This is a genomic window from Rhizobium sp. 32-5/1 (genome assembly GCF_029537235.1).
In the GTDB taxonomy this organism is placed as follows: Bacteria; Pseudomonadota; Alphaproteobacteria; order Rhizobiales; family Rhizobiaceae; genus Pararhizobium.
The window spans coordinates 2,645,455-2,671,806 of record NZ_CP120638.1; the positions used below are offsets into that span (position 1 = coordinate 2,645,455).

Annotated in this window: 28 protein-coding genes, 4 pseudogenes and 1 riboswitch; of the genes and pseudogenes, 12 read left to right on the forward strand and 20 right to left on the reverse strand. The window is 58.0% G+C overall.

Annotated elements, in window-relative coordinates; translation table 11 throughout:
- Positions 1-41: 41 nt before the first annotated feature.
- A complete protein-coding gene (locus P6U16_RS13450; protein WP_277700986.1) occupies positions 42-560 on the reverse strand; it encodes a hypothetical protein in 519 nt (172 codons plus the stop codon).
- A 352-nt stretch (positions 561-912) separates the two neighbouring features.
- Positions 913-1,245: a hypothetical protein gene (locus P6U16_RS13455; protein WP_277700987.1), complete on the reverse strand. Its 333-nt coding sequence runs from the start codon at positions 1,243-1,245 to the stop codon at positions 913-915.
- Between the two features lie 170 nt (positions 1,246-1,415).
- Between P6U16_RS13455 and P6U16_RS13460 the strand changes: the two genes are divergently transcribed.
- From P6U16_RS13460 to P6U16_RS13475, 4 genes are all read left to right on the forward strand, one after another.
- Positions 1,416-1,625, forward strand: a complete 210-nt coding sequence (locus P6U16_RS13460; protein ID WP_277700988.1) for a tyrosine-type recombinase/integrase — start codon at positions 1,416-1,418, stop codon at positions 1,623-1,625.
- A 61-nt stretch (positions 1,626-1,686) separates the two neighbouring features.
- Entirely contained in the window at positions 1,687-2,076 is a 390-nt protein-coding gene (locus tag P6U16_RS13465; RefSeq protein WP_277700989.1) for an FRG domain-containing protein, read from the forward strand.
- A gap of 173 nt (positions 2,077-2,249) precedes the next feature.
- Positions 2,250-2,522: a hypothetical protein gene (locus P6U16_RS13470; protein WP_277700990.1), complete on the forward strand. Its 273-nt coding sequence runs from the start codon at positions 2,250-2,252 to the stop codon at positions 2,520-2,522.
- Position 2,523: 1 nt separating this feature from the next.
- Entirely contained in the window at positions 2,524-3,693 is a 1,170-nt protein-coding gene (locus P6U16_RS13475; protein ID WP_277700991.1) for a DUF262 domain-containing protein, read from the forward strand.
- 312 nt (positions 3,694-4,005) lie between these two features.
- Here the strand turns inward: P6U16_RS13475 and P6U16_RS13480 are convergent, their stop codons facing one another.
- The 3 genes from P6U16_RS13480 to P6U16_RS13490 all read right to left on the reverse strand — a co-directional run bounded on the left by P6U16_RS13480 (position 4,006) and on the right by P6U16_RS13490 (position 5,504).
- Positions 4,006-4,356 carry an XRE family transcriptional regulator gene (locus tag P6U16_RS13480; RefSeq protein WP_277700992.1) on the reverse strand — a complete coding sequence of 117 codons (351 nt, stop codon included), beginning with the start codon at positions 4,354-4,356 and terminating at the stop codon, positions 4,006-4,008.
- Positions 4,337-4,723: a type II toxin-antitoxin system RelE/ParE family toxin gene (locus P6U16_RS13485; protein ID WP_349017651.1), complete on the reverse strand. Its 387-nt coding sequence runs from the start codon at positions 4,721-4,723 to the stop codon at positions 4,337-4,339. Before P6U16_RS13485 ends, P6U16_RS13480 begins: the two co-directional genes overlap by 20 nt.
- A gap of 340 nt (positions 4,724-5,063) precedes the next feature.
- The gene (locus tag P6U16_RS13490; protein WP_277700993.1) at positions 5,064-5,504 is read right to left on the reverse strand and encodes a hypothetical protein; all 441 of its coding nucleotides are present in this window, start codon (positions 5,502-5,504) and stop codon (positions 5,064-5,066) included.
- Positions 5,505-5,840: 336 nt separating this feature from the next.
- Between P6U16_RS13490 and P6U16_RS13495 the strand changes: the two genes are divergently transcribed.
- Positions 5,841-6,455 (forward strand): recombinase family protein, encoded by a 615-nt coding sequence (locus P6U16_RS13495; protein ID WP_277700994.1) that lies wholly within the window; start codon positions 5,841-5,843, stop codon positions 6,453-6,455.
- 46 nt (positions 6,456-6,501) lie between these two features.
- Here P6U16_RS13495 and P6U16_RS13500 read toward each other — a convergent pair whose 3' ends face one another.
- Positions 6,502-6,822 carry a hypothetical protein gene (locus P6U16_RS13500; RefSeq protein WP_277700995.1) on the reverse strand — a complete coding sequence of 107 codons (321 nt, stop codon included), beginning with the start codon at positions 6,820-6,822 and terminating at the stop codon, positions 6,502-6,504.
- Positions 6,823-7,174: 352 nt separating this feature from the next.
- On the opposite strand from P6U16_RS13500, the gene P6U16_RS13505 reads away from it, so the two are divergent.
- Positions 7,175-7,471: a helix-turn-helix domain-containing protein gene (locus tag P6U16_RS13505; RefSeq protein ID WP_277700996.1), complete on the forward strand. Its 297-nt coding sequence runs from the start codon at positions 7,175-7,177 to the stop codon at positions 7,469-7,471.
- Positions 7,468-7,776, forward strand: coding sequence for a helix-turn-helix domain-containing protein (locus P6U16_RS13510; protein ID WP_277700997.1), 309 nt, complete (start codon positions 7,468-7,470; stop codon positions 7,774-7,776). Before P6U16_RS13505 ends, P6U16_RS13510 begins: the two co-directional genes overlap by 4 nt.
- Positions 7,777-7,791: 15 nt before the next feature.
- Here the strand turns inward: P6U16_RS13510 and P6U16_RS13515 are convergent, their stop codons facing one another.
- The 13 genes and pseudogenes from P6U16_RS13515 to P6U16_RS13575 all read right to left on the reverse strand — a co-directional run bounded on the left by P6U16_RS13515 (position 7,792) and on the right by P6U16_RS13575 (position 18,204).
- Positions 7,792-8,043, reverse strand: a complete 252-nt coding sequence (locus P6U16_RS13515; protein WP_277700998.1) for a hypothetical protein — start codon at positions 8,041-8,043, stop codon at positions 7,792-7,794.
- A gap of 43 nt (positions 8,044-8,086) precedes the next feature.
- Positions 8,087-8,449 (reverse strand): hypothetical protein, encoded by a 363-nt coding sequence (locus P6U16_RS13520; protein WP_277700999.1) that lies wholly within the window; start codon positions 8,447-8,449, stop codon positions 8,087-8,089.
- Entirely contained in the window at positions 8,446-9,012 is a 567-nt protein-coding gene (locus P6U16_RS13525; RefSeq protein WP_277701000.1) for an HGGxSTG domain-containing protein, read from the reverse strand. The genes P6U16_RS13520 and P6U16_RS13525 overlap by 4 nt, the downstream gene beginning before the upstream one ends.
- A gap of 579 nt (positions 9,013-9,591) precedes the next feature.
- Entirely contained in the window at positions 9,592-11,781 is a 2,190-nt protein-coding gene (locus P6U16_RS13530) for an AAA family ATPase (protein ID WP_277701001.1), read from the reverse strand.
- A 40-nt stretch (positions 11,782-11,821) separates the two neighbouring features.
- Positions 11,822-12,100, reverse strand: a complete 279-nt coding sequence (locus P6U16_RS13535) for a hypothetical protein (RefSeq protein WP_277701002.1) — start codon at positions 12,098-12,100, stop codon at positions 11,822-11,824.
- A 24-nt stretch (positions 12,101-12,124) separates the two neighbouring features.
- Complete coding sequence (locus tag P6U16_RS13540) at positions 12,125-12,727, reverse strand: hypothetical protein (protein WP_277701003.1); 603 nt, start codon at positions 12,725-12,727, stop codon at positions 12,125-12,127.
- Entirely contained in the window at positions 12,724-12,966 is a 243-nt protein-coding gene (locus P6U16_RS13545; protein ID WP_277701004.1) for a hypothetical protein, read from the reverse strand. Before P6U16_RS13545 ends, P6U16_RS13540 begins: the two co-directional genes overlap by 4 nt.
- Before the next feature lie 110 nt (positions 12,967-13,076).
- The gene (locus P6U16_RS13550; RefSeq protein ID WP_277701005.1) at positions 13,077-13,502 is read right to left on the reverse strand and encodes a hypothetical protein; all 426 of its coding nucleotides are present in this window, start codon (positions 13,500-13,502) and stop codon (positions 13,077-13,079) included.
- Positions 13,499-13,858, reverse strand: a complete 360-nt coding sequence (locus P6U16_RS13555) for a tyrosine-type recombinase/integrase (RefSeq protein ID WP_277701006.1) — start codon at positions 13,856-13,858, stop codon at positions 13,499-13,501. The genes P6U16_RS13550 and P6U16_RS13555 overlap by 4 nt, the downstream gene beginning before the upstream one ends.
- Before the next feature lie 76 nt (positions 13,859-13,934).
- Complete coding sequence (locus P6U16_RS13560; RefSeq protein ID WP_277701007.1) at positions 13,935-14,729, reverse strand: integrase arm-type DNA-binding domain-containing protein; 795 nt, start codon at positions 14,727-14,729, stop codon at positions 13,935-13,937.
- Between the two features lie 361 nt (positions 14,730-15,090).
- On the reverse strand, positions 15,091-16,917 hold the full coding sequence (locus P6U16_RS13565; RefSeq protein WP_277701008.1) for an ABC-F family ATP-binding cassette domain-containing protein: 1,827 nt from the start codon (positions 16,915-16,917) through the stop codon (positions 15,091-15,093).
- Between the two features lie 2 nt (positions 16,918-16,919).
- A pseudogene (locus tag P6U16_RS13570) lies at positions 16,920-17,568 on the reverse strand (thiamine diphosphokinase).
- A 99-nt stretch (positions 17,569-17,667) separates the two neighbouring features.
- Complete coding sequence (locus P6U16_RS13575; protein WP_277701009.1) at positions 17,668-18,204, reverse strand: MarR family winged helix-turn-helix transcriptional regulator; 537 nt, start codon at positions 18,202-18,204, stop codon at positions 17,668-17,670.
- A gap of 136 nt (positions 18,205-18,340) precedes the next feature.
- On the opposite strand from P6U16_RS13575, the gene P6U16_RS13580 reads away from it, so the two are divergent.
- The 5 genes and pseudogenes from P6U16_RS13580 (at position 18,341) to P6U16_RS13600 (ending at position 25,221) form a co-directional block, all read left to right on the forward strand.
- Entirely contained in the window at positions 18,341-19,840 is a 1,500-nt protein-coding gene (locus P6U16_RS13580) for an MDR family MFS transporter (RefSeq protein WP_277701010.1), read from the forward strand.
- Positions 19,841-19,891: 51 nt separating this feature from the next.
- Positions 19,892-20,005: riboswitch (TPP riboswitch) on the forward strand.
- Between the two features lie 61 nt (positions 20,006-20,066).
- Positions 20,067-21,055: pseudogene (gene thiB, locus P6U16_RS13585) on the forward strand (thiamine ABC transporter substrate binding subunit).
- 26 nt (positions 21,056-21,081) lie between these two features.
- Positions 21,082-22,700 (forward strand): annotated as a pseudogene (thiP, locus tag P6U16_RS13590) (thiamine/thiamine pyrophosphate ABC transporter permease ThiP).
- The gene (locus P6U16_RS13595) at positions 22,687-23,412 is read left to right on the forward strand and encodes an ATP-binding cassette domain-containing protein (RefSeq protein WP_277701012.1); all 726 of its coding nucleotides are present in this window, start codon (positions 22,687-22,689) and stop codon (positions 23,410-23,412) included. The pseudogene thiP and the gene P6U16_RS13595 overlap by 14 nt, the downstream one beginning before the upstream one ends.
- Before the next feature lie 297 nt (positions 23,413-23,709).
- Positions 23,710-25,221, forward strand: coding sequence for a M48 family metalloprotease (locus P6U16_RS13600; RefSeq protein WP_277701013.1), 1,512 nt, complete (start codon positions 23,710-23,712; stop codon positions 25,219-25,221).
- A 90-nt stretch (positions 25,222-25,311) separates the two neighbouring features.
- Here P6U16_RS13600 and P6U16_RS13605 read toward each other — a convergent pair.
- Positions 25,312-26,180: pseudogene (locus P6U16_RS13605) on the reverse strand (RNA polymerase factor sigma-32).
- Positions 26,181-26,352 lie beyond the last annotated feature (172 nt).

The window sequence follows — 26,352 nt, forward strand, 5'->3', positions numbered from 1 at the left end:
GCGCGCCCGGTCTGGACTGACTTACCGGCCGGTCAGAACGATCATTGCCCTCTAATTGATCTGTCGACAGCGTTGAGGCGGGCATTTATGTCATCGATTTTTTGAAGTAATTGGCCAGCCTCGTAACGCCTTTGTTCAGCGGACATGGATTCATCAGACGGCCCTGCCAAGTCTAGAAGAATTAGTTCTATGTAGTCCCGGACGTTACCCTTATGGCGGCGCAAAGTTCGCAGTTTGTCTAGCGCATCCAGCGTCAGAAATGACGGGCGTTGTGTGGCAGCTGCATCTACCACCAGTAGCGCTTCAGCAACTGGATCTTCCGATTGCTCGAAGCCCTTTAAGGCGCGATCTATGGCCTCTCTCTCCACTTCTTCACCGTTCGCCAACCTCACAATTAAATCTCTTGTGCGATCCTCAAAGAAAAATAGTGAGTGCAGCGCTTCGATCACCTTTTCGATTTTCACGCGCTCGCGGCCTGCAATTCCATGCTTCGCCGAATCGACCAAACTATTCACGAGCGATAGCCCGTTGGCCATTAATTCGATCGTCATATCAAACATCAGCTCCCCCAAATTGCGATACCCGAAGGTAGGCACGTCCGCGCCGGTTCGGTAGCGTGACGCGGAGTGCTCCATACAACAGTAGTTCATCAGTTGCAGCTACCAATGTTGATCCAAGGGAGACTACCCTAGTGTCAGCCGATAATCATACAAACCATCCGGACGCTCTCCGGTAGTGTACGTCACGGGAAGTCATTCACCTTGGCAACTGGAAGCGGTGGAGGGCCGACCGGTTTCTCAATTCCGGAATGTCAGAATACTTCTTCCACGTAGCGCCGAATGAATCGGTCCAGATCAGCTTGTCGTGATCGAAAATGATTGTCGGCGAGCGAGGCTTATATACGTACCGGCTCTAACGAATTGTGAGCCGATAAACGTTGATGCCTGCATACCCCGGATTTTCGAGGCGTCCGACGCCGCATTCATAGTCGCCCCGCAATAGCTGCGGATCGTTATTCACCACCGCCATATAGCGAACTATTTCTCTGCAGCCGGCGACGCCGGCAACGTCCATACTGTTCTGGCTGATCGTCAGATCGTTGCGGTTGGGATAGTAGAAGGCATCGACCGTTTCCCAGGGAGCAGCGTCATTTTCCCAGAACAGATTGGCGATTGTCTTTCCCGGGCTACAAGACGACAGAAAAATCGCGCCGGTCAGAGTTGAAAAGATTTTCGTCTTCAGCATGCTGTAGCTCCCGAGATGACCATCTGAGCATACTTAAATCCTTAAACCAGATTGCTGCATAGCTGGGACATGAAGGCAGCTGTTGATTGCTCTCGACGCGCGCAACCTTACGGTGCTTGTCCAAGGCGAAATGGTACTGCGAATTGGCCTCCAGCCCGGTAGGACAGATCGTGAAGCGTTACGCTGAGGCGGCCGGGCTCGATGTCGAGAAGCTATCCGGTCACTCGCTGCGCGCCGGCTTCGTCACATCGGCAGCCGAGAATCGGGCCAGCATATCGCGCATCATGGAAGTGACCCGGCATCGCGATCCGCGGACGGTGGAAACGTATGTTCGCCGGGCCGATCGGTTTAAGGATCATGCTGTGGATGGATTTCTCTGAACCCGCAACTTTAAGTTAATTCGATACTGGTAATTTGTGCCCGAGGATCCGGGGAAGAGAAATGCCAGACCAGTTCGAAGATATTTTGGGCGCCTCCAATGCCGAAGAAGTTAGCGCACCACTGTATGACACGACAGATTCTTTGGAGGGCTTTGCCGCTTGCGTTGCGGCCTTAGCGTCGAAAGACGGCAAACTTTGGTATCGCGGGACTAGGCAAGCGAACCACCATTTAAGCCCAAGCCTCTACAGACATCCGACGGTGAGAAAACCTGACGAACTTATAGAATTAGAATGGGAGCTGTTGTCAGAGTTTCGCCATCAGGCACCGCCTTTCGGCGGACGACTCCCTGAAAAGGATCTTGAGCTACTGTTTCTCATGCAACATTACGGCGTGCCAACGCGCCTTCTGGACTGGACTGAGAATCCTTTTGTTGCACTTTTTTTGCTTTAGAGAACGCGTTACAGGCGACGGCTAACGAACACGACGCCACGGTCTGGGTCCTTAATCCGCTGGAGCTTAATGCGCGTGCTACTCGGCACCGAGAAGCGTCGCAGAGAGTATTTGGGGCATATGCTGATGAGCTCGGGGGATATCAGCCTAGCTCTGACGGCAAAAGAGTAACCATGAAGCTGCCTTTGGCAATATTCGGCGTGCACAATAGCCCAAGAATTGTAGCACAGCGCGGAGCTTTTGTCCTTTTTGGAAAAGAAACTGAGGCCCTAGATAAGCACCCCGAGCTGAGTGGCGATCAGGGAGTGGTCGCGAGAATTGTAATTCCCGCGGCATCAAAAAGGCGGATGTTCTTGAACCTCTATGACATAGGAATTTCTGACGTTGTGGTTTATCCCGACTTAGATGGGCTCGGCAGAGAAATCAAAAACCGGAAAGGGTTTTAGAGTGAGCTTTCGTGTAATTCAAAACCCTGCCCAGACTTTAACTTCATGGTGGGATGACAAAGAGAACATCGACCTTGAACCTGTTTATCAGCGTAAGGGACACATTTGGTCCCAAGCGCAAAGACAGGGCTTGGTCGACACTATCCTGAATGGCTTCGACGTTCCAAAACTGTACTTCGCCGATTTCACGCTTTTAAACAGCAACTTGAACGACAAGCGAAAAAAATACGCAGTTATCGATGGAAAGCAGCGCCTTCTCTCAATTTTCGGGTTCTTCGAGGGCGAATTCACTCTGAACAAGGATTTTTTGTATTTTGATGACCCGTCTTTACAGCTCGGGGGCCTTTCATATTCTGACCTTATGGCAAACTATCCGAGGGTTGGCCGTCGCTTCGACAACTATAATCTGAGTGTAATGAGTGTTGTCACCGACGACGAGGCAAAAATAAGCGAGCTTTTTGTTAGATTGAACACCAGTAAACCACTTGTGGGTGCTGAGATTCGTAACGCTATGGTGGGTGAGGTGCCCAATCTCATTCGAGACTTAGTCCTTCATCCCTTTTGGATTAAGACTCGATTTAACAAATTGCGGGGCCAAGACAAGAACACAGCAGCGAAACTGCTTCTCATTGAACATACTGGAACGTTTGTCGACACGAAGAAGCGGCAGTTGGATAACCTCGTGGCGGAGGCAAACCGCAGGTTACCGGCCATACAGGCTGTTGGTGTCGATGATGAACCTGAAGATTTAGATGATGATACGCCTGTTACGGTCGATGACGTCGCTGAAGCTGCTATCGAAGCCGAAGATTCAGACGTAAAGCGCGCGGCGGGCCGTGTTGAGAGCGTTCTTGACCGAATGGAGAAACTCTTCATCGACCAGGATCCATTGTTAAACCAACAAGCGCAAATTCCAGTAATTTACTGGCTGATACGTAACATTGAAGCGGACCAGTTGCGGCTAGTCAGACCCTTTCTAAACGAGTTTGAGAAAGAGCGCGCGGCAAACCGTGCTATTTCAGCCGGCGAGCCAAACCGCGATGCTTTTCTGCTAGATTTTGAGCTTATGTCACGAACCAGCAACGACCAGGCCAGCATCGGCGGACGTTACCGGATCATGAGACAGCGTTTCGAACAATTTGCATCCGCAGCCCCGGCAAAGAATCCTTAGCGATACGGTGACTATCGCTACTCGTTCCGAATTGACTTAAACTTGTCCTCTGTCAAGTTTACGACGACAGCGAACGGTGGCGCCCTGGGGGTAATTTGTGATGAGAATGATTGTTGCGATTGCGCTTGGTGCGCTTGCGGCTGTCAGCAAGTAAGGTGCTGTCATTTCCCCAACCGCCGGGGTCAGTTTTACAACCAAATTGAAGTCTCCCTCAGCGGAAGCGAAAGCCGAGGTCAGTGCCGTTGTGCCGCCATAGCTCTGTAGGCGACACTAGCTTGCATCGATTGCTTATCGATGTTGATGTAGCGGCAATCAGCCGAATGCCGCTACAGGAGCTCGAACCGTGATATTGCCTTGACGAGGTTGTGCCTCGCTTAAACGCATATCAACATCGATACCAACCATGATCAAATAGTTCAACAATCTGTCCACGGTAAAATCTTTGAGTTTACCGCGCACAATATTGGAGATTTTGGCTTGATCGGTATCTAAAATCTCGGCAGCTTGCTTTTGTGTCAGATTTCTATGCACAATAGCATTTGAAATGTGTCGGGCGATATCAATCTTAAGCCGATCCTTGGCATCCAATTGGATGCCAAGGTCTGCAAAAATGTCGCCCGAACCTTTGACGATTTTCACGTCATCAAGTTTGTTGTCGACCATTTTTCTTAACCAACTTTCTCTTTGTCTGTTCGATGAAGTGATCTTCCGCCGCCTTCAATCGACGCTCAACCAAGTCCATCTCGTGCTTAGGCGTTGCCTTGCCGCTTTTTGATTTCTTTTTAAACGCATGGAGAACGTAAATCGTTTCTCCAAAACGGACCGTGTATACTGCGCGATATGTGTCGCGGTCATGGCCCGAGATTACTTCCAAGACGCCCGCTCCTTTGAACATAATCAAGGGCGTGACATTGATCGCTCGCTCACCGCATTGCGCTTTAAAAAGCGCGAAACCAACTTCTTCTTTTACATCATCAGGGAATTCGCGTAGATCATCCAGCGAAGAGCCCATAAATTGTATGTCTTTCACGACTTGTATTTCCTTCCATTACCATTTTTTCTGTTTTCATCACGTCACTCCTTCTGAGGTGGCCACCCCTTATAAAAACAGGGGCGGTGCCGTATTTTTACGGCTGAATGCAATATGCTATATTTGGCATAACAATTCAAGTGCTATTTTGCCAAATTTGGCATGCAAATTGATCGCAGATGTGAGGCTCCGAACGAGCTCAGGTGCGATCGATATCCGTTGCAAAAACCAAAAATTCCTAGGCTGTAACGTCAACACTGCTAAGATTTCTGCTGAAGCGAACGTTTTTGCTGTCTTGAATTCCGTTATCGGTACTGATCCTAGGGGCTGGAGTAGCTAGCTAAGGCCCCGTCAGAACCGCTTGGTCGATCTTGCGGTCCATCAAGTTGAGCAGCGATCGACGAAATGTCTCAACGTCAGCGTAGTTGGTCAGAAATGATGTTTTCAGACGGTCGCCGTGTCGGCGGTCGTCGGCGATATCCACGCTAACAAGTAAGCCGCCGGTTGAATTGGCAGGGGCAATACGCACCCCCAATATCAGGTCGTCTCCCTCCAAATACCGAAAGCCCCACTGCGCGCTTATTGGTGATTCTAGTGCAATCGGAAAGGTTGTCAGGCGGTCCGCAAATTCAACGATATCCTGCCACTGCACCCAAAAGCCACCATTGCCAGCGAAGTGTTCGGTGGTCACTGAAAGAGTCAACCGACCGAAGTCGTCTCGGATCGCATCCTTGTCCGGATCAGCGGGACTGTATTCGAATTTGAAAACCAATTCGCTCATGGCGGCAGTATCTAGCGCTGGCGCGACCGGCGCAAGAAGCCGGCGCTGAGCCCGGCCTTTTCAGTGCACTACAGAATGTCGAAAAGTTCGAAAATAGCGGAAAATTTGTAGGGGCGTCCGGTGAGCGCCGGCCCCCGCGGTTTGGTGTGCCCAGGGGGTGATCCGGGGTAGGGCAGGGTCTTGCCTTTCATGTTCGGCGGGTTCTATGCGCTTATGTGGGTTCATTAGGGTGTACCTTGAGAGAACCAATGATCTGCTGGTTCGATAAATATGTATTGACACCCTAATAGAACCGATCATAATGGAACCACCCTAAGCGAACCAATGGTGTTTCCGATGTATGTACGCGCCTACCTCCGAGCCAGCACGAAAGACCAAGATGCCAACCGTGCGCGGGAGGATCTGCTTCGCTTCGCCGACGAACGCGGCCTGAAGATCGCGGCCACCTACACGGAAAATGAGAGCGGCGCCTCGCTGCAGCGGCCCGAGCTGTTCCGCCTGCTGGCTGATTGTCATCCAGGCGATATTCTGCTGGTCGAACAGGTCGATCGCCTGAGCCGCCTCAATGCGGCGGATTGGGATCGTCTCAAGCGCGAGATCAAGGACCGGCAGGTTAAGGTGGTGGCCTTGGATCTTCCCACGTCCTGGATGATGGCTTCCGCGGACCGCGACGACATCCACGGTCGTATGCTCGACGCGATCAACGGAATGATGCTGGATATGCTCGCGGCCATAGCCCGCAAGGACTATGAAGACCGTCGGCGTCGACAGGCGCAGGGCATCGAAAAGGCAAAATCAACCGGCGTTTACCAAGGGCGGCCGGAGGATGCGCAGCGAAATGCAGCCATCGTTCAAATGCTGGCGAACAAGCAGAGCTGGAGCAGCATCATCAATGCGACGGGATGTTCGCGATCTACTCTAAGCCGTCTGGCTAAGCGTGTCGCTGCATAGATCGATGCCGGGCACCCTATTATATGCCCGGCATCGATAATCCGTATCAGGCGGCAGCGGCAAAGGCCTTGGATGCCTGCCATTCTTCCATGAACGTTACCAAGCCTTCCAGCGGCATAGCCGACGAAAAGACGTAGTCGTCGGCCGTCGCGACACTCGCACCAGGCAACCTAGCGTGAAGCGGAAACGTGCTGCTGAACGGCTCGACTAGGAAGTCTTCGCGACCGTCCGTCGATCGCGCGCCAATTCTCAGTGCTATACATGCCAGCCGATAAGATTGCTCGGCGTCCACGATCTGCCAGACGTGCGCCAGCGGCCCGCCATCGATTTCGTAAAAGGGATGATTTTCGCTGTTTGCGGTGGTCATTTTCGGTTCTCCTTGTGCCGTTCTCAACGGCGATAGTGGTCTGGAACTGAGAACCGGGAGACCTCGGCCCTGCGCTTTTAGGCTTACGCCTTGGACATGGCGCAGGGGTTCCAGACCTGCCGGAGATCAACCCGGCAAGATGGAACTAAAGCAAATCGGTTAACAATTCTATGTACAGAATAAGCTGATCGGCTCAATGCAGTCAAATGTTATTCAATTTTGCTTCCAAATAAGCGCTTGTATATTTTGTATTCCGATGGATGCCTACATTATATGCATAAATATACATAAAAATGTTTGACCGAGTATATTGGCGGGCTCTAGAGTCCGGTTCTGAGTAGCGGAGCCCGATATGCCAGAAGAATTCCTGACCGAGCCAGAAGTGGCGAAACTACTCAGATGCTCGACTTCAAAGGTGAAGCGTCTGCGGCTTGCCGGGAAATTGGATCATGTGCCCGGCCGCCCGGTGCTGATTTCATCAGCAGACCTGAAAGCGTATCTCGACAGCATAAAGGTCCACGCCCTGCCGGGAGACGGCGCCGAACCGCCAAGAAGTGCGGCCGCAGCCGGAGAAGCTGCGGAAAGCGCGCGAGTGGCATTCGCGAAGTACAAAGCGCGGGAGGCGCTCAAAGCGGGATGCAAGCGGTGATCCGGCTCCTAACGCAGGCTGAAGCCGCGAAACGCATGGGCGTGTCCGTGGAGAAACTGAAGCGTCTCCGAGGACAGGGAATGATTTCGTACATTCCAGGCAGGCCGGTTCTTTTCGACGAGAAAGATGTCGATGAGTTCGCGGCAGCTTATGCCGAACGGAAAAGGGTAAAGGCTGCGTTGAAGGTGCCCGGCAGTCCTGAATATCTGGAAAAGAAACGGCAGGACGCGGAGGGCAGGCACTGCATGCGGATTAGAGTGATGATGATCCATCGCGAAATGGCCCGAAAACGCGGCGGGAAATGATGACGGTGATGAAGATCACTCGCCGAGATCATCTAGGTAATTCTGCGCTAGTTCGCTGATTGCGGTCTCGGCTTCTTCCAAACCCCAACCGACGCGCGCCGCATCCTTTGCAAGATTGATCAGGGCCGGCGACAGCTTGCCCCCGGCTGCCTCGACGAGGTTTTGCGCAGGAAGGCGCGTCACGGCCCGAAACGCGCTTTGTAGGGCTTCCTGGCAATCGATATCACGATCGCGATACGGGCCGTTTTCTTTGGGTCCAGGCAGCATTCTGGCTCTCCTTCTTCGAACTGAAAACGCGTATAGCTGACACTCAATCAAAAGCACCATTGTTTTTAACGTTCGTCCTGCTGCGAGGCGCTTTGCTAGCCGCCAGTTGGGCTCTCGCACGAACGATTTCCGCGGAAATTTCGTCTGCGCTCATAGCTGCTGGATCTTTAGTTGGAGCAGCCTCGCGACCCTTCGCGTTCAACAGATCGCCAACTTCCAACAGACTGCGAATTGCACTGGCGCGGGCCTGTGCAGGCGCTGAGGGGTCACGGCAGATTGCCAATGCGGTGTCGTATGCGACCCTCACCCCTTCCGTTCGTGCCTGGCGGATAAGGACAGCGCGGAGCCGACTGTCTTCTTCTTCTTCGATCAGCGAGAAATCAAGATCGGGTTCGTCAGTCATCACGAAAACACTCCTTTGTCGGTTTGGATTTCGGCAAGACGCTGCCGCAAGTTCATAAGCTCGTCGGTGATCGCCTGTAGCTCTGGTGACGGCGCGTGAGGCTGGGCGGCCATGCGTTCGCGGAATTCTGCATTCTGGCGACGCTCGTCGCGCGCCCTTTGTCGAGCCGCAGCGGCACCCGGCCGGCGGGCTTTGTGCCAGTTCTCATGACGCTCGCGTTCGTCGGGCGTCATCGCGGCCAGCCGCTTGGCTCGTTTGCGAGCGGCGCGGTCCTGATCCTTCAGTTTCCGATCGAGCTTTTCCATACCATCAGCAGCGCCGCGGTTCGGCCATCGCGGTTTATGCCAACCCTCTCCGGAAGGTGTCCGGCCGCCGTGCAGATGGCACCTGCCGTTGGTCATCGCCGGTTTCTGGCAAGGCTGTCCGTCGGACCTCTTGGCCGCCTCGCATCTTGGGCCTTCCCAATGCCGCTTGTTCATTTCCTGGCACTGCCGCCGGGCGATCTCGCGGAACTCGGGCGACCGTCGCCAGCGGTCGAGCTGCGGCGCGCCCTTTGGTCCGCTCATGGGCAACCTCCAGAACAAGGTTCTGTGAGGTAAAGGCGCTGTGGCTCCCGCGACGGCGCCGCGATTATGAGCGGACTACAATTTGTATATTTCCCATTTATCTGGCTGTCGGCCCCTAACCCAACCGGGAGCATGGCGCGCTCTGCGCGAGCGCGCAGCGCTGCCCCGTAGGGGTGCCACTTTGCGCACTTGCTTCCCGCACCCGCAAACCCCTGTAAAATAAGGACTTCGCCGCGCTTTGCCGCACTCTGCGCGGCACATTTGCGCATTGTGCCTTGCCGCAATGAAATCAATGACTTAGCTAGGGGCTCGGCGCGCTTTGCGCAAAATGGCAGATCACTTTGCGCACTTTCCTTCATCGGAATTAGGTGAAAACGGAAGGGCATGTTTCATCCTCTAACGACAAGTTGTCTATCGCCGCGCTGCCTATCGGGTCGATTTCGTATCCCATTATCGGCTTGCGATCTGACGTCCTACCGACTTCAACGACGCGGATAACCGACTTGGACGTCAGTCGCTCGAACGCGGCGGCCGTCTCATCGAAGGTCAATGATTTAAGAATTCCGGCTGCCTGGACCTTCAGAACCTTGGGCGCATAGTAGGGACTGTTCGGGAATTGGGCGAGCCTGATCCCCCGCGGGCGATGATCGCTTCCGCAACAGCGCGCTCTGCCACGTCGTCGAGATCCGGAACGTCGGTGTCCGCCGCCGATACGCTGGAAACGGGACTGGAGGCACCCAACGGCACGAAGGCGCCGCGTCTCCATTCCAGTTTCAGCTTTGAGCCCTTCGGACCATAGTTGAGTTTCATGTTCTCCAACTCGCGAACGTTACCGCTGCTTTCCGGCGTTGCGTCGGCATTCCGGCCCTTCCTCTGCGGACCGTCTGGACGTTTCAGATAAATTCGCGAGCGCGCGGCGTTGCTCCAGGCCGTTGAACCTGAAGTGCCAGTGCCTGTGTTCTTGCCGCTCTGCGATGGATGCCCGAGCGCAATAACTGAGCCGCCGATCGCCTGCGCAAGGCCGCCCAGGCAAAGCTTCACAAAGGCACTGACCTGCGCGCGGTCGATCTCGTTGCCCGCATAGACATCCGCAAGGGTGTCGATGATGATCACGTCCGCGCCGAACGCCCGCGCTCCGTCGCGGAGCTGGTACCAGAGAGGGGTCAATTTTAGTTCGCCGGCTTTTGCATCCCAACGTGCCAGAATGTTCAGGTCATGCTTTCGTGAGACCAGTCGCAAATTTGTTAAATCGTCCATTGCCAAGCCGAGCGATTGATTGATCGCACTTTGCCTTCGATGCAGCTCATTGGCGTCATCCTCGCAAAAGAAGCATATGACGCGGGCTGCACGTGTCGGCTGCCCCAGCCACTTACGGCCGGTCGCCGCGGCGGTGGCGTATTGGTGCGCTAACAGCGTCTTCCCGACACCTCCATCACCGTAGAGTAGTGTTACTTCGTGCCGTGGTATCCAGTTCTCGACTTCCCACTCCTGCGGCGCCGGCGTAGAACCGTGCCAAGCTGTCGGCGAGATCCATTCAATACCACCAGCGACGGGCGGGTTTGGGTCAAAGAACTTGGCAACGATCACGCTGATCTCGGCAGCGCGGGGTGCGCCTGCCTTGCCCCATGCCCGCGCCAATGCGCGCCCGGTGCCGCCGGCGTCCTCGGCTTTCTCCAGCGTCGAAAACACGATCGGCCAGGTGCATGCGACGTCCGCGAAATCCGAAGCCGAAAATTGGGCATCCCCTAGATAGCGCGCCAATGAAAACAGGAACTGCGAACCGGTCGTGTCGTCTGCCCGCGATCCGCGTAAAGCCTTTGGATCCCCCTCCAGCAGACTGTCGAGCATTGGATTGCGCTGGCGCGCAATGGCGAGCCGCTCGGCAACGGACGGATCCAAGTCTGTAAACGATCCTGTGAATACCGGCGCCGGCCCGATCTCGCGCAAGGCCTGCGCAATTGCGGCCGTTTCGTCCGACGTGTGGGTTTCGTCGAAATCGTCGCGCTCATCGCGCGGCGCCAGCGGCGCGAGGCTTCCGATCTCATCTTGCGTATATCGGCGCGGTGCGGCAGGGACCTCGGTCGAGGCGGTTCGATTGCCAGGCGGATACTTCATAAGCTTTTTGGGCGTCAGCAAATTGACGGTGCCGGGCAGCCGGAGAACGCGGTCGATATTCTGGACAGCGTCGCCGCGCAGCGCCTTCGCCAAGGCTTTCCCGCATCCTTCTGCCCATTGCCCCTCGGCGCCCGCGTCAATGCTCTCTGCAGCCAGCCAGATATGTTGCAAACCGTTGCCGGTATCGATCGTCAGCGATGGCGGGAATTGTGCGGCGTCGGGCAGCTGGCGTGACCGAAGTTCGGCGCGTGCCTCGGCGAACTCGGAAGGGGTCAGCGGCCGGTCGTCATGCTTGATCGGGTCGAGATCAACACCCACTCCACGGATGCGGGCGATATCAGCTTTTTCGAGCTTTTTGTTCGGCGCATCCGGCCGCGGCTCGTTCAACGAAAAATAGCAGTTCGCTTTCGCGTTGTTGCGATCGACCCAATCGGCGATTTCGTGCCAGCTGTTTGGCGGAAATGTCCGCCCGGTCGGCGCTTGGTTCGGCCCTATCGCAACGACATTGTGCCATCCATGCAGGTCCAGAGCCTGAAGGAAAGCCACGGCATCCCGAGCGGCTGGCGACCGCTCCGGAACATTGGCAACCACGTCGCCAAAGCAAGCATTGCCTTGCGCGGAAGGGCCGTCATGCTGTATATAAGCGCTGTGCATACTGATCTCCAAGGCGGACCGTTCCAGCGGGCCGCCTTATTCATTTGAGGGGATTGGAAGCCACCAGCGCCAGGCGCGTTGGCGGGGCCTTGACGTCAGCCGGCGCGACAGGCTCCACGGCAGCGACATAGGCGATCAGGCTCGGAACCGAGACGACAAGCGGGGCACCTTGCTTGATGCGGTGCCCGATCAGCATTCCGCTTCCGATGCGCCGGCGCACCCATCCAGGCGAGCGAGCGGTAATTTCGGCGGCTTCCTCAAGCGATAGAAAAGCCCGATCCCGCCAAGGGATGTAGGGCGCTTTTCGTTGCGACTTCATGGGATGGTCTCCTGGTTGAGCTCATCACCCTGCCGCGAAGCGTTCCGCCGAAATAGGGCTGGCATGCCGAGATGCGAAGCGCTCGCGCTTTTCATCGTCCGCTGCGACACGCTGCCGGATCTCGATTTCGTCGATCACCAACATGGTTTTCGCAAGGGCGCCAAGCAGGGATCGCGCCCGGCTGGCCGCCTTCAAAATGCGAGTATGCCCCTTTTCTACTAAGTCCAATTGATCAGGAATACCCAAACGCGCGGCGGCTTTCACAATTGCGGCGCCTTTTGTCGGTTCCGTCACCATGGCCTCAAACACGGCCGCGGCACACACCCAAGCCCCCATATCCTTCCGGGGGCGCCCAACCCGGGAATAGTTCTTCCCGTGTTCCTCGGGTAAGAGCTCCGCAACCGACGCAGCGATATCGGAGTAGACGGTCATGGATTTTGCAACGGCCAGCTGTTCGGCCCGCGTCCTCTTTTCGCTGGCCGCCGTCATCCAGTAGAGATGAAAGGCGACGTCCTTGGGATCGCCTACGGCCACGGCCCACCTATCGAATTCGCTCTCGCTCTCCGCAAGTTGAGCGGCATAGGCATTCAACTCGGCTACGGCTAGGTTCAGCAACGACGTCATCATTGAGCCCCTGTTGCAGACCCGGCGACCCAAGCGCGGACGTCCGCAGCGCGGTAGCGGGGGCGCCCCTCGACATGAGTGATCGTAGGACCGCGGCCGACCTTCGCCCATTTTTTGAATGTCTGGACAGCAAATCCGGACATGAAGGCGACTTGCTTACGAGTGAGAAATGCACTGTCGGGCAACGCGTCGATGTCGAGTTTTGCGCCCAGTGCCAAAAAATCAGGTGTGTCCTTCTGCATTCGTGTTCTCCAGTTGATAACCCTCTATGCCCCCAAGGGTAGGCAATGGGTGTCAAGCGGTCACGGAAACCAACAGACAAAACATACAAGTTTGAATTAACTAGCTTATTTCAGATATTTGGCTTTGATTTTTGTAGGTTTCCTGGCCCTCGGTTTTCGCAAACGCCTCTTCTCAGGGGAGGAAACTCGGAACGGGGCGGATCTTCCAACCACTTCAATACCGCTTCAATGTTCTCTGCCGTCTGCTCGGGTCGCGGAAACAGTCCGCATACGATCGCGCTGGCGACCGCAAAACCGCCTTTGAAGGCATCCTTCATTGAGCCGTTCTCATCGGCGCAACCGTATTTGCCGTACGCGAAGAGCGCGAATTTGTGGATGTAATCCGATCTAAGCATGAGACGCTCAACGATCTTCACCGTCTCTGGCAATTTTTTGTCTTCGACAGGGAGTTCTACGGCCCAGTCGTCGTGCTTTCTCGGCCGTCCGCGCGCATCCGGCACTCGGTATCTAAAGCCTGCCGTCTTGCCTGTCGTCATGCGAATGCCCCGAGCTGTGCTGCATCTTTGGCGATAATCGCAGCGACATGCTTCGCCCAATTGCTGAAGGCGCCGCGAAGCTGATCTTCCGCGTCGTCACGATTGTAGACGGCCTCCAGGTCTTCCCGCGCGTGCCCGAGCGCCAGCTCGGCAGTGTCCTTGTCCACGCCCAGCCGGGACAGGCCAGTGCGGAACGTGCGGCGCAAATCGTGCAGCGTGAAGCTGACGCCGGAAGCTTTCACCAGTTTGGCCAACATTTTATTCCAGCCGCTCATTTTGCCGCCGGTGCGCGAAGATGGGAAGACCAGATCAGAGCGCGCATCGACCTTGCAGGCCGCCAGGAGGTCGGAAAGCATGTCGTGGACATAGACTGTGTGTCCTCGCGCCTGTTTGGTGAACGTGGGGGCAGATCGATCGCCGAGGCCGCCTTGTTCAACATTTCTCGGAGAAGGCCGGCTCCTCGCTGCGGCGGCAGCCAGTAAGGATCAAGAAGCGGATGTAGCGACCAAACACTTGATCGGGATCGGCGGCCTTCCAAACCTTCAGCAGTTCAGCGTCACTCAACGCCCGTCCGTGCTGTTCCTTTTCAAGCTTCTCCTGGCGCGTGCCTCGCCCCTTCTGGTAGCCGGCAAGGGGATTGCTGTCCAAGACCTTCTGCTCAAACACACACCAGCCCAGAAACGTCCTGCAGCGGGATCTGAACGCATCGGCGGCGCCGTTCTGACCTTCCCGCTCCAGCTTCTTGATAATCGCTGCGAAGTCGGACCCCTTCATCTCGCGGACGTCTTTGCTGAGATGAGCCGCCAGACGCCGGCGGAGAAGGCTCATAACCATGCTTGTCGCGACATACTTTCGCCGCTTCAAGTCGAGCTCATACGTGTCGAGAAGGTCGGATATCCTGGCTTTTTCGCTGCGCCGACTTTCCGCTCTATCGCGGGCCGGGTCGCCGCCGGCCGCGACCTTGCCCAACATCGCAAAGGCGATCTTGCGAGCCTCGGCGGCTGTCTTAATCGTGTCGGGACCGCCGATCTTGACCTTCTTCATGTTGGCGGCCCGGCCGGCACCCGACGGCCTATAGCTGACGATGTAGCTTTTGGAGGTGCCGCGGATACGAAGACCGAAGCCGGTCACTTCAGTATCCCAGATAATCACTTCGGATTTTGCCTGCGGGAGCGATGCGCCCTTGACGACGACGTCCGTAATTTTCACTTTGTTCGGGGATGACATTCACGCTCCGGGTAGCACAGGGGTAGCACCATTATTGCACCCGCTCTTATACCCATATACCCAAAAAATGGCAAATATTAAATGAAGTCAGCCGGTTAATCGGAGCCGCATACCCCTTAGGATACCTACAGATACCCTAGACCATGACCTTGCCAAGGTTGGGGTCGAGCGTTCGAATCGCTTCACCCGCTCCATTTTCTCTTCCGGACTTTATCGCCGATGCAATTGCGGTTTTTGAGCCGTATGAGGCTTCGTCTTTAGCCGTTGCGGCGCTTCCATTTGATGATAGCTCTCCTTCTTCGACCAATGCGACGGTACGGCTTATTGGTAGGATGAGCCGGCAGGTTGCCCTGCCAGCATTTTATCCCTCGATTTCTTCGCGCAACATTTCCAGTTCCAGCCATTCTTCTTCCATCTTCGCAATCGAGGCGCGCAGTTTTTCCATCTCGGTGGCGAGCGCGGAGAAGCGGGTGGGGTTCTTGGCAAAGAGGTTTGGGTCGGCCATTTCCTTTTCGCGTTTGGCGATTTCGGCTTCGGCCTTCTGCATGTCCTTCGGCAGGTTTTCGAGCGCGAATTTCTGCTTGAAGGACAGTTTGCCCTTGGCGGTCTTGGGTGTGGCGGTTGAGCCGCCGGCGTCGGAGGATCTGGCTTTCTCCGCCTTGTCGGCTCGCTTCTTTTCGTCGGCCATGCCTTTGCGCTGCGCCATCATGTCGGAATAGCCGCCGGCATATTCGATCCAGCGGCCATCCGGCGCATCCGGGTTGGCCGGTGCGATGGTCGAGGTGACGGTGCGGTCTAGGAAGTCGCGGTCGTGGCTGACGAGGATGACGGTGCCGGAAAAGCCGGCGACGATTTCCTGAAGCAGATCCAGCGTTTCGATGTCGAGGTCGTTGGTCGGCTCGTCGAGGATCAAAAGGTTGGTCGGGCGCGCGAGAATGCGGGCCAGCATCAGCCGGGCGCGCTCGCCGCCGGACAGGTTCTTGATCGGAGTTCTGGCCTGCTCGGGCTGGAACAGGAACTCCTTCATGTAGCCGGTGACATGGCGCTGTTCGCCGTTGACCAAAAGGTTTTCGCCGCGGCCGTCGGTGAGATAGTGGGCCAGCGTATCCTCGAGGTTCAGGTCCTCGCGGCGCTGGTCGAGCGTGGCGATCTCGAGATTGGTTCCGAGCTTGACTAAGCCTTCGTCCGGCTCGATCTGCCCGGTCAGCATTTTCAGGAGTGTCGTCTTGCCGGCGCCGTTCGGGCCGACGAGGCCGATGCAGTCGCCGCGGTGCACACGGATCGAAAACGGGGCAACGATGGTGCGGTCGCCATAGGCCTTGGTGATCTTTTCGGCCTCGATGACAAGCTTGCCGGAATCACGCGCGTCGGAGACGGTCGCCTGCACCGAGCCCTGCGGGCCGTTGTGGCCGCGGTGTTTGGCGCGCAGGTCCTGAAGCGCGCCCAGCCGGCGCATGTTGCGCTTGCGCCTCGCGGTGACGCCGTAGCGCAGCCAGTGTTCCTCGCGCTCGATTTCCTTGCCGAGCTTGTGCTGCTCGATTTCTTCCTCTTCCAGCATCTTGTCGCGCCAGGCTTCGAAGAAGGCGAAACCCTGGTTGAGCCGGCGCGACTGGCCGCGATCGAGCCAGACGGTGGCATTGGAAACCTTTTCGAGGAAGCGACGGTCATGGGAGATGACCACAAGCGCCGAGCGGCTCTTGATCAGTTCCCCTTCCAGCCATTCGATGGTCGGCAGGTCGAGATGGTTGGTCGGTTCGTCGAGCAGCAGGACATCAGGCTCCGGCGCCATGACGCGGGCAAGGGCCGCACGCCGGGCTTCGCCGCCGGAAAGCTGCGCCGGATCTTCCTCGCCGGTCAGGCCCAGATGTTCGAGCAGATAGGCGACGCGGTAGGGATCGTCGCTCGGGCCAAGGCCGGCTTCCGCATAGGCAAGCACGGTGTCATAGCCCTCGAAATCCGGTGCCTGGTGGAGATAGCGGATCGTTGTCGAGGGATGGCGGAAGATTTCGCCCGTCTGCGGCTCGGCAAGGCCGGCTGCCATCTTCATCAGGGTCGATTTGCCCGAGCCATTGCGGCCGACCAGGCAGATGCGGTCGCCGGGCTCGACCTGCAGGTTTGCGCCGGCCAGCAGCGGCGTGCCGCCGAAGGACAGGAAGATGTCATCGAGTTTCAGAATGGGTGGCGCCAAGATCAGGCTCCCGAAAGGTCATAAGGCCGGGCGAGAATGATTGCGCGGCCTGAGGAAAGGAAAAGCGGACGGCGCCTTCGGCGACATTGGATATCGTGCGCGAGGAACCGAACGGCAGATGGAAATCGGTGAGCGGGTAACGGGCATTGGCGATGGTCAGCCCTGTCAGCGTATCGAGCCCGAGGATCGAGAAAAGGCTGCCTTTCGGCAGGTCAATGGTGCGGCTGCCGGGCAGCAGCGGATAGGCCTCTTCCTCGCCGGAAGTCAGAAGCACGTCGATACCGTCTTCGGCGAGCTTTGCCGCATGCAGCAGGTGCATGAAGGCGTGGTCGCTGCGTTCGCCACCAAGCGCACCGGCCAGAAGCAGCTTTTTGCGCCAAGCTCCAGCGCAGCACTGACGGCGATCGCGCCATCGGTCTCGTTCTTGGCTGGCGGGTAGGGCTCCCGCTCGATGCCGGGCCATTGCTCAATCAGCGCCCGAGGGGTGGAATCGAAATCGCCCAACCAGCGCTCTGGGGTCACGCCGAGGGTTTTTGCATGCCGCATGCCGCCGTCGGCCGCAATCACACGCATTCCGTCGATATGCCGCCGCAGCCGTTTGGTCGGCGTCAGTTCGCCGCCCATCAGGATTGCAAAGGCCGGCTCTGTCATGGCGTCCCGTTCGTTCATGGCGCAAGGCCATAGCTTAAACAGGGGGATGAGGGGAAGAGGTTCCGGCCGATTTGCCGCTTTTGCATAAACTGTGCGGGATCAGGCTTCAGGCTTTCCGGGCGGCGTTTGCGGAGCCTCTTTCTCGCGTGCCAGATAGACCTTCTCGAAACCGGTGACGAAACGGTCGAAGAGACCGGAAAAGACGGCGACGTCTTCCTCCGGCCAGTCGGAGAGGATGCTCTCGATGACACCGCGTTTGACCGCCTTCACCTCGAACATCAGCTGTCGTCCGAGATCGGTCATGACGACGATGATGCGCCGTGCGTCTGTCTGCGAGGCTTCGCGCCGGAGTGCGCCGCGCGCCACCATATCGGCGACAATGCGGCTGGCGCGGGAGGGATCGATCATCATCAGTTCGGCGATCGTGCCGACGGTCACTTCGCCCTCCGGCTCGCCGCGCGATACGGCATCTAGCACGTCGAGATGGGTAATTTCGAGATCCGGTGCGACATTCTTGATGGCAAGGCGGGCCAATACGCGCCGTCCGATCAGCAGACGCCAACGGCCCATCGAACGGCCGATCGCGGCACGGTTCGCCTCGGCTTCATCAGTGTCTGCAGGGGGCTCGGTTTTCAAAGCTGCGTGTTCCATCGCATCACAATAGCAAGACGGTGGCCATTCAGGAAGATGGAATATGCGTTACACATAAATGTGCCGTTGACATTGATATGCTAATAGCACATAATTTGATAAACGCAATCGGATCTTCCCTATGGACATGCAAACCACCCCGGCGCCGCTCGTTTCGAGCAAGGCGCTCCGACTGACACTTTTCGGCTTCCTGATGGCTGCGCTGTTCATGGCCACGCTCGACAACCAGATTGTCTCCACCGCCCTGCCGACGATCGTCGGCGAGTTCGGCCAGATGGAGCGTTTCGGCTGGATCGGATCTTCCTATCTGCTCGCCACCTGCGCGGTGATGCCGCTCTACGGCAAGCTTGGTGATCTCTTCGGCCGAAGATATGTGATGATCGCAGCCGTGACGATCTTCACGCTAGGGTCGATCGCCTGCGGCCTGGCCGTCTCGATGAATACGCTGATCGCTGCCCGTGTGTTTCAGGGGCTTGGCGGCGGCGGCATCATGGTCTCGATCTTTTCGATCAATGCCGATCTCTTCGAGCCGCGGGAGCGCGCCCGTTACCAGAGCTATTCCAGCCTGATGCTGATGGCGTCGGGCGCTATCGGTCCGGTGCTGGGCGGCACGATGAGCGACCTTTTCGGCTGGCGCTCGATCTTCCTGATCAATATCCCCATCGGCGCCATTGTCCTTGCCGGCCTGTTCGTCTTCCTGCCCTATCGCCGACCGACGCGGCAACCGAAGATCGATTATGCCGGTGCCTTGCTTCTGGCGGGGGCTGTCACCAGTGTCGTGCTGCTTGCCGATGGCCCGGAACTGTTCGGCTCGCTTCTGTCGCCGGGCGGCCTGTCCGTCATTGCTTTCGGCCTGGTCTGTGCAATCGCCTGGGTGCTGGTCGAGCGCCGCGCGCCGGAGCCGATCGTACCACTGTCGCTGTTTGCCAATCCGTCCTTCAGCCTGTTTCTCGTCATTTCGCTGGCAAGCGGCGCGATCGGCATCGGCATGGTCAACTATTTCGCATTGTTCCTGCAAACCACCACCGGTCTTTCACCGTCGTCGGCCGGGCTACTGTTCATCATGCTGACGGGCGGTATCGTCTGCGGTTCGCTGTCCGCCGGCCGGATGATTTCTATGACCGGTCGCTACAAGCCTTTTGCCATTGCAAGCGCCAGCATGGCCGTCATCGCCATGCTGCTGTTCACCTTGATTCATCCCGGCACGCCGATCGTCTTGATTGCCCTCGCAATGGGTTTCCACGGTATCGGCATCGGTCTTGGCCAACAGGTGCCGATCACCGGCGTGCAGAACATGGTGTCGCGCGGCGATGTCGGAGCAGCGACAGGTGCCGTCACCCTGTCGCGCATGGCCGGTGCATCGATCGCGATCTCGCTCTATGGCGCAACGATCGCGGCGGGCCTGGCGCGGCACGGCGGCGTCATTGCCGGGGTCGAGGATATCGAAAAGCTGACACCGGCCATGCTCTCCGCCTTGCCCGCGTCGGTGCAGCAGGCGGTTGCTGCAAGCTATACGGCTGCCTTCCACCCGCTTTTCCTGACGGCGGCGGGTATAGCGGCGGTTGCGCTGGTGTCGGCTGTGCTTCTCAAATCCGTTCGCCTGCCGTCTGCCAAGGGGTAGGGAGACTGCGCTTGCCCCTTGCCAAGCATTTCACTCCCATCTAAATCTCATCTCGCTCTAACGGGGTGCCTGGTTCGAATGTCGGACAATGGGCTGAGAGGCGAAAGCCGACCCGCAGAACCTGATCCGGTTTGTACCGGCGGAGGGATTAGACGGCTCAATTCAGCGCCCTCTTCCCAATTTTGGATGTTTAAAGGAGGCGCCGATGCGCAAGATACTTCTCTCGATGGCAGCGGCTCTGGCCGCGTTGGTGTCTGCCGGTCCGGTGGCCGCGCAGGAAAAAGTCCTCGTTGTTTATACCTATGAGAGTTTCGTCAGCGAATGGGGACCTGGCCCCAAGGTCGCCGAAGCCTTCGAAAAGCAATGCGCCTGCAAGGTCAACTATGTCGGTGTCGCCGATGGCGTCGAACTGCTGACCCGGTTGAAGCTCGAGGGGAGGGAACCAAGGCGGATATCGTACTTGGTCTCGATACGAACCTTATCTCTGAAGCCAAGGCGACCGGCCTTTTTGTGCCGCATGGGCTGGATGTTTCGGCCGTCAAGGTTCCGGGTGATTTCTCCGATGATGTCTTCGTGCCCTATGATTATGGCCACTTCGCCGTGATCTACGACACCGAGACAATCAAGACGCCGCCCACCAGCCTCAAGGACCTTGTCGAAGGCGATCCGTCGCAGAAGATCGTCATCGAGGATCCGCGCACGTCGACGCCCGGTCTCGGCCTGCTGCTCTGGGTGAAGTCGGTCTATGGCGATGAGGCAGGAACTGCCTGGGCCAAGCTCAAGGACCGAGTTCTGACCGTCACGCCCGGCTGGTCGGAAGCCTATGGCCTGTTCACGAAAGGCGAGGCGCCCATGGTTCTGTCCTATACGACGTCGCCGGCCTATCATATGGTTGCGGAAAATACGGATCGTTATCAGGCGGCCGCGTTTTCGGAAGGCCACTATATCCAGATCGAGGTAGCCGGCATGATCAAGACTGCCAAGGACCCAGCACTTGCCAAGCAGTTCATGGCCTTTGTCATCGGATCGCAATTCCAGACGATCATCCCGACAACCAACTGGATGATGCCCGTTGGCCCCCTGGACGCGCCGCTGCCGGAGGCATTCGGCAAGCTCGTCCAGCCGGCGAAGACCTTCCTGATGTCGTCGGAGGATGTTGCGTCCAACCGCAAGGCCTGGATCGACGAGTGGCTCGCCGCCATGAGCATGAACTGAGTCGCGATGGGGGCATTGAACGCAGATTGACGCTGGCCGCCGGGGCGCTCTGCCTCGTCGGCATTCTGCTGTTCGTTGCCCTTGCGGCCCTTGCGCTCGTGACATTTGAGCAGGCGGGAGCAGCGCGAACCGTCTCCTTCGATGCCTATATCTGGCGGGTCACGCGGTTCACCCTGTTGCAAGCCACACTTTCGACCGGCCTTTCGGTGCTTCTCGCCATTCCCGTGGCAAGGGCTTTGGCGCGGCAAAGTCGCTTTCCCGGTCGCGTCTGGGTCATCCGGCTGATGGCGCTACCGCTCGGGCTGCCGGCACTGGTTGCAGCGCTGGGTTTGATCGGCATCTGGGGACGGCAGGGTGTTCTCAATGGCGGGTTGGCATGGCTGGGGCTTGAGCAGCCGGTCAGCATCTACGGGCTTTCCGGAATTCTTCTGGCCCATGTCTTCTTCAATATGCCGCTTGCCGTCCGGCTGATGCTCACGGGCCTTGAGCGCATACCAGGCGAATACTGGCTTGTCGGCGCCAATCTCGGCATGCGGTCCTGGTCGATTTTCCGTTTTGTCGAGTGGCCTGTTATTCGCGGTCTTTTGCCGGGCATTGCCAGCCTGATCTTCATGCTGTGTGCTACGAGTTTCACGTTGGTGCTGACGCTGGGCGGCGGACCAGCGGCAAGCACGATCGAGGTGGCGATCTACCAGGCGCTGCGCTTCGATTTCGATCCGCCGCGCGCGATCGCGCTCTCGCTGCTGCAGATCGCGATCACCGGCCTGCTTCTGCTTACCCTGCGGCGACTGGCGCCGCCATCGGCTGATGGCCCGACCTCCGGCCGGAATGTGCGTCGTTTCGATGGCCGTGTCGGTGTCAGAAGAATGGGCGATTTTACGGTGATCGGTCTTGCGGCGATCTTCACGCTGCTGCCGCTTGGCTCCGTTGTCGTCTCGGGCTTGCTGGCGGATCTTTCCGGCCTTGCCCTTGATCCGATGGTGCAGCGCGGGCTTGTGACGAGCCTTGCGATCGCTCTGTGTTCAGCCGTGTTTTGTGTGGGGGAACGGCGGCGATGATCCGCGCGCGGCAAATGGCGCTTTCACCGCGCAGGCCGGGAACCGCGGCGCGCGGGCTGGCCGCATCGGTGTCCGTCTCGACGTCGCTTGTTCTTCTCGTGCCGCCGGTTGTGCTAGGGTCCGGCTGGTTCCTGCTGTTGCGGCCTTTCGGCGACGTCAGCCGTTTCGCGCCCTTCCTGGTCATCATCATCAACGTCCTGATGGCCTTGCCCTTTGTCTATCGGGTTCTCCAGCCAGCCATGGAAACCCATTGGGGGCGAACCGCGCGGCTTTCCGCAAGCCTTGGTCTTGGCGGATGGAACCGTTGGCGGGCCATCGACTGGCCGGGCCTTCGCAAGCCGATCCTGATGGCGATGTCGTTTGCCGCTGCGCTGTCTCTCGGTGATCTCGGGGCCGTTGCACTTTTTGGTTCGCAGGATATGGTCACTCTGCCCTGGCTGCTCTACAGCCGGATGGGCAGCTATCGCTCGACGGACGCGGCCGGGCTGGCGCTGTTTCTGGGGCTGGTCTGCCTTCTTCTGACAATTTTCGGAACGGCCGCGCAAACACGGGAACGTGGGGATGAGGATATCGATGGCAGACGCTGAAAATACAGGTTCGGCGATTGGCCTTAGAGATGTCCATGTCTGCTATCCGAATGCGCATTTGCAGTTTGATTGCACTATCAGGCGCGGTGAGATCGCTGCGATCGTCGGAGTTTCCGGTTCGGGAAAATCGACTTTGTTCAACGTCATTGCCGGTTTTGAAACGCCGGACGCAGGACGGGTCGAAATCTTCGACGAGAATGTGAAGGAAACTGGGCCATCCGAACGACCGGTCTCGGTGATCTTTCAGGACCACAATCTTTTTTCGCATCTGGACGTTGCTACCAATATCGGTCTCGGTATCAGTCCCGCGCTGCGCCTCGGGGTCAAGGAGCGCGGCAAGATCGCCGGCGCTCTGATGCGCGTCGGGCTGGAAGGGTTTGGCAAGCGCCTGCCGCCGACGCTTTCCGGCGGCGAGCGGCAGCGGGTTGCCTTGGCGCGCGCGCTGGTCAGGCGCAAACCTATCCTGTTGCTCGATGAACCTTTTGCGGCCCTTGATCCCGGCTTGCGCGCCGGGATGAGCCAGCTTCTGCTCGATCTGCACGACCAGGAGCAAAACACGATCCTGATCATCACCCATCATCCCGATGACCTCAGGCGGCTCGCCGACAGCGTGGTCTTCCTGGATGGCGGGCGGATCGTCGCGCATCAGCCGACGACTGAATTCCTGGCTCGGCGCGATGACCCGGCAATCAACGCGTTTTTGGGCAATTGAATGTCCCGAGCGGCAAACTTCCAGCCTTTGCCACAATTTAAACGTCGGCCCGTGCGACGGCCCGGATTGCGGCGGGCCTATGGTTCTGGTTTCCCGTGTCCGTTGCCGTGATGCCACGCGGCAACTATTTCTATAGGTGTATGCTAGGCACGAACGGCGGGAATGGGTTACAGCAGGGCCATTGCAGAAACGGTCGCTGCGACTATTTACTCGGCTGTTATGAATAGCGAATTTGCGGCAGGATGAATGCCGCGAGCCCTTTCAGGGCTGGCACGAGAGACTGGGACGAGCTGAGGGATGAACAGGAAGACAGGCATAGAACGCGCGCTCCCGGCCAGACGGACTGGCGGCGCTCTGCGTGCCACGGCCGGATTGCTGGCCTGTCTGCTGCTGCCCGCATGCCAGTCGCTTGTCGAGCAGACTTATGAACCGAGCGTATCGCCCTCGCAAAATCCGCAGATCGTCGATGAGGTCCAGAAGAACGACCCGCGGGCCCAGGTCGGAGCACGGGAGCACCCGCGCATCGTGGCGAGTTATGGTGGCGAATACAAGGATGCACGCACCGAGCGTCTTGTCGCCCGCATCGCGGGGGCGCTGACGGCCGTTTCGGAAAATCCGAACCAGTCCTACCGCATTACCATTCTCAATTCGCCTGCCATCAACGCCTTTGCGTTGCCAGGTGGCTATCTCTACGTGACGCGCGGCCTGCTGGCACTTGCCAATGATGCCTCGGAAGTTGCCGCCGTGCTGTCCCACGAAATGGCACACGTCACGGCCAATCACGGCCTCGAGCGTCAGCAGCGCGAAGAGGCGGAGGTCATTGCCAGCCGTGTGGTCTCCGAGGTTCTTTCGAGCGATCTCGCCGGCAAGCAGGCGCTTGCCCGCGGCAAACTGCGTCTCGCAGCATTCTCACGCAATCAGGAACTTCAGGCAGACGTGATCGGCGTGCGCATGCTAGGCGAGGCCGGGTACGATGCCTATGCCGCCGCCCGCTTCCTGGATTCCATGGCTACCTATGCCCGCTATTCCTCGGTCGATCCGGATTCCGACCAGAGCCTCGACTTCCTGTCCAGCCATCCGAACGCACCGCAACGCGTCGATCTGGCACGCCGTCACGCACGGGCTTTTGGCCCCGAAGGCGCGACGGGCGATCGAGGTCGCGACTATTATCTGGCCGGCATCGACGGGCTTCTTTATGGCGATAGCCCCCAGGAAGGTTATGTCCGCGGCCAAACATTCCTGCATGGCAAGCTCGGCATCCGCTTCGACGTGCCGAACGGCTTCCAGATCGACAACAAGGCGGAAGCTGTACTTGCAACTGGGCCGGGTGATATCGCCATCCGCTTTGACGGTGTCGCCGATCCGAAGCGCCGCAGCCTGACGGAGTATATTGCCAGTGGTTGGGTCACCGGCCTGCAGCCAGATACGATCCGGCCGACCACGATCAATGGCCTGGAGGCAGCAATCGCTCGGGCTTCCGCCGACCGCTGGGATTTCGACGTGACCGTGATGCGCATCGATACCCAGATCTATCGCTTCCTCACCGCCGTACCCAAGGATTCTCCCGCGTTGGAGCCGACGGCAAATGCATTGAGGGCCTCGTTCCGGCGGATGACGCCGCAGGAAACGGCTGCATTGAAGCCCTTGCGGGTGCGCATCCTAGTCGCGAAACCCGGCGATACACCGGCTACGCTGTCGGCGCGTATGATGGGAACGGATCGTAAGCTCGATCTTTTCCGGTTGATCAATGCCATGCAGGTCACCTCGACTGTCAAGCCGGGTGATAAGGTCAAGATCATTTCCGAATAGGGCGTTTCAGCAGAGGCCCAAACCTGTCGTTCCGACGTACCAAGCCCGCTAAATCCGCAGGCTTGGTACGTCTCTATCTATCGCATGCCTTCAGTGCGCCATTATCGCTAGAACTGGCGCCTGCGCAACAAGCGCGACCTTCAGCTTTTCCAGCGCACGTGTCTCGATCTGGCGGACGCGTTCCTTGGAAATACCAAGATTGACCCCGAGCTCTTCGAGCGTCGCGCCTTCATCGGAGAGGCGGCGGGCGCGGATGATCTTCATTTCACGCTCGTTGAGCTGTTCGAGAGCGTTGCCCAGCCATTGCCGGCGCCGCTCCTGATCGATCATCTCGCTGACCTGTTCGTCTGGCAGGGGGCGTTGCAGGCGAGCAGGTCGAGTTTCTCGCCGCCGTCGGTCTCTCCACCTGTTGAAATCGGCGCTTGAAGGGAAGCGTCGTTGCCGGAAAGCCGCGCATCCATGGTCTGGACGTCGGACAAACTGACGCCCAGCGCCACGGAAATTTCCTCGTGAATTGCCTGCGCGGTCAGTTGCCGATCGCCCTGTGCGAGTTTAGCGCGTAACCTGCGGAGATTGAAGAACAGAGCTTTTTGGGCAGAACTCGTGCCGCCGCGTACGATCGACCAGTTGCGCAGGACATAATCCTGCATGGAAGCCCGGATCCACCAGGTTGCATAGGTGGAGAAGCGCACTTCGCGGCTGGGTTCAAAGCGAGCCGCAGCTTCTAGAAGGCCGATATGGCCTTCCTGTATTAGATCGCTCATCGACAGGCCGAAATTCCTGAATTTCCCTGCCATAGAAATCACCAGGCGCATATGGGCCATGGCGATCTTGTTGCGCGCGTCCTGATCGTCATTGTCCTTCCAGGCGTGAGCCAAAGCCTGTTCTTCATGGCGCTCCAGGTAGGGGGCGGCCATGGCAATCTTGATCATGCGCCGGTCTGCAGAGAGATTCTTCATAGGCTACTCCTGACAGGGCACCGCGGTGCCGTTTGAGCGTTCCGTCGATCAGTGTTGGGCATTTCTCTGTCTTGCCGTTGACGCGTGAGGGAAGCGCCCTATATCGTGATTATCGGCCTGACATGAAGCCCGTTACGGACCTGATGCAAAAGTGGATCGAAGGGGTTTAAAA

Coding starts and splice junctions, on each gene's coding strand:
- P6U16_RS13595 (WP_277701012.1), top strand. CDS start 22,687: ATGGCAGACGCTGAAAATACAGGTTCGGCGATTGGCCTTAGAGATGTC.
- P6U16_RS13480 (WP_277700992.1), bottom strand. CDS start 4,356: ATGGTCGACAACAAACTTGATGACGTGAAAATCGTCAAAGGTTCGGGC.
- P6U16_RS13455 (WP_277700987.1), bottom strand. CDS start 1,245: ATGCTGAAGACGAAAATCTTTTCAACTCTGACCGGCGCGATTTTTCTG.
- P6U16_RS13555 (WP_277701006.1), bottom strand. CDS start 13,858: ATGCTTTCCGACCTCCTGGCGGCCTGCAAGGTCGATGCGCGCTCTGAT.
- P6U16_RS13535 (WP_277701002.1), bottom strand. CDS start 12,100: ATGAAGTCGCAACGAAAAGCGCCCTACATCCCTTGGCGGGATCGGGCT.
- P6U16_RS13560 (WP_277701007.1), bottom strand. CDS start 14,729: ATGTCATCCCCGAACAAAGTGAAAATTACGGACGTCGTCGTCAAGGGC.
- P6U16_RS13515 (WP_277700998.1), bottom strand. CDS start 8,043: ATGCTGCCTGGACCCAAAGAAAACGGCCCGTATCGCGATCGTGATATC.
- P6U16_RS13500 (WP_277700995.1), bottom strand. CDS start 6,822: ATGACCACCGCAAACAGCGAAAATCATCCCTTTTACGAAATCGATGGC.
- P6U16_RS13580 (WP_277701010.1), top strand. CDS start 18,341: ATGGACATGCAAACCACCCCGGCGCCGCTCGTTTCGAGCAAGGCGCTC.
- P6U16_RS13540 (WP_277701003.1), bottom strand. CDS start 12,727: ATGATGACGTCGTTGCTGAACCTAGCCGTAGCCGAGTTGAATGCCTAT.
- P6U16_RS13545 (WP_277701004.1), bottom strand. CDS start 12,966: ATGCAGAAGGACACACCTGATTTTTTGGCACTGGGCGCAAAACTCGAC.
- P6U16_RS13495 (WP_277700994.1), top strand. CDS start 5,841: ATGTATGTACGCGCCTACCTCCGAGCCAGCACGAAAGACCAAGATGCC.
- P6U16_RS13505 (WP_277700996.1), top strand. CDS start 7,175: ATGCCAGAAGAATTCCTGACCGAGCCAGAAGTGGCGAAACTACTCAGA.
- P6U16_RS13525 (WP_277701000.1), bottom strand. CDS start 9,012: ATGAGCGGACCAAAGGGCGCGCCGCAGCTCGACCGCTGGCGACGGTCG.
- P6U16_RS13550 (WP_277701005.1), bottom strand. CDS start 13,502: ATGACGACAGGCAAGACGGCAGGCTTTAGATACCGAGTGCCGGATGCG.
- P6U16_RS13490 (WP_277700993.1), bottom strand. CDS start 5,504: ATGAGCGAATTGGTTTTCAAATTCGAATACAGTCCCGCTGATCCGGAC.
- P6U16_RS13470 (WP_277700990.1), top strand. CDS start 2,250: ATGAAGCTGCCTTTGGCAATATTCGGCGTGCACAATAGCCCAAGAATT.
- P6U16_RS13600 (WP_277701013.1), top strand. CDS start 23,710: ATGAACAGGAAGACAGGCATAGAACGCGCGCTCCCGGCCAGACGGACT.
- P6U16_RS13450 (WP_277700986.1), bottom strand. CDS start 560: ATGTTTGATATGACGATCGAATTAATGGCCAACGGGCTATCGCTCGTG.
- P6U16_RS13465 (WP_277700989.1), top strand. CDS start 1,687: ATGCCAGACCAGTTCGAAGATATTTTGGGCGCCTCCAATGCCGAAGAA.
- P6U16_RS13530 (WP_277701001.1), bottom strand. CDS start 11,781: ATGCACAGCGCTTATATACAGCATGACGGCCCTTCCGCGCAAGGCAAT.